Below are 1,283 nucleotides of genomic sequence, written 5' to 3'. Positions count from 1 at the left end.
GCCCGACCCCGCCGGAACCCCCGTTCCCGGCGGGGTCGGGCCGTGGACGGGCCGGTCGGTCGTGACCCGGGCGCGGGCCAGCAGCCCCGCCCCCAGACAACCGGCCGCGTCCCCCAGCTCCGCCGGCACCAGGGCGGGCGGGTGCTGGAAGGTGATCCGCTCGCGCAGCGCCGCGCGCAGCGGGTCGAGCAGGGTGTCGCCGGCGCGGGCCAGACCACCGCCGACGATCACCACCTCCGGGTCGAGGAGGGTGATCCCGGTCAGCAGGCCGTCGGCGAGGGCCGCCACGGCCCCGTCCCACACCCGCAGGGCGCGGGGGTCGCCCGCGGCCACCGCGCGGGCGGCGTCGGCGGCGTCGGCGGCGGGGTCGCCGCAGGCGGCGGCCCAGGCCCGGCCCACGGCCGAGGCGGAGGCCAACGTCTCCAGGCAGCCGCGCTGCCCGCAGCCGCAGTCGGGGCCGTCGGGGCGGACGACGATGTGCCCGATCTCGCCGGCGCCGCTGTGGGCGCCGGCCTCGACCCGGCCGTCGATGCCGATGGCGCCGGCGATGCCGGTGCCCAGGGCGACGAAGAGGAAGCGGGAGGCGCCCCGGCCGGCGCCGAGCAGCCCCTCGGCCAGGCCCCCGGCCCGCACGTCGTGACCGACGGCGACGGGAACGCCGGCCAGGCGTTCGCCCAGCAGCCGGCCCAGCGGGACGTCCCGCCAGCCGAGGTTGGCCGCGTACCGCACGGTGCCCCCGGCGTCCCCGTCCCCGTCCCCGGAGAGGATGCCGGGTACGACCACGCCCGCCGCGACGGGCGGGGCCCCGAACCGGTCCAGACCGATGGAGACCAGCTCGGCGGCGAAGTCCAGCACGCCGGCGAGGGCGGCGTCGGCGCGCTCGGTCCCCGGTGCCCCGCCCGGCCCCGGCGCGCCGTCGGTCGGCGCGCCGGACCCGCCGGTGGGGCGGCGGGCCTCGTGGAGAGGGCGGCCGTCGGGGCCGATCAGCGCGGCCTTCATGCCGGTGCCGCCCACGTCGAGGGCGAGCACGTGGCCGGTCGTCGCGCGCGCGGGGGCGTTCTCGGGGGGACTCACGGGGCAAGTCTCGCCCGAACACCCCGGAAAGGTCTAGTCCAGTGTGGGGGGCTGTCGTGACTCCTTCCTCCCGGCGCGGGTGCGCCTCCGGCGTGACGACGCCCGCCCGGGAGCGCGTCCGCCGTTCCCGCGCTCCCGCCGGACACCCCACCGGCTCCGGATCCGGGAAGAGTTGCGACCGCCGATCCCCGGCGCCACCCCCTCCGCGG

The 1,283-nt window shown here is 80.1% G+C and carries 1 protein-coding gene; it reads right to left on the bottom strand.

Annotation, left to right across the window (positions count from 1 at the left end):
* Positions 1-999, bottom strand: a 999-nt coding sequence (locus FNQ90_RS23615; RefSeq protein WP_182608204.1) for an ROK family protein, incomplete at its 3' end; no start/stop codon positions are given.
* Positions 1,000-1,283 lie beyond the last annotated feature (284 nt).

The sequence above is a fragment of the Streptomyces alkaliphilus genome (genome assembly GCF_014141535.1).
GTDB lineage: Bacteria > Actinomycetota > Actinomycetes > Streptomycetales > Streptomycetaceae > Streptomyces > Streptomyces alkaliphilus.
This window is presented reverse-complemented; position numbering and strand designations above follow the sequence as displayed.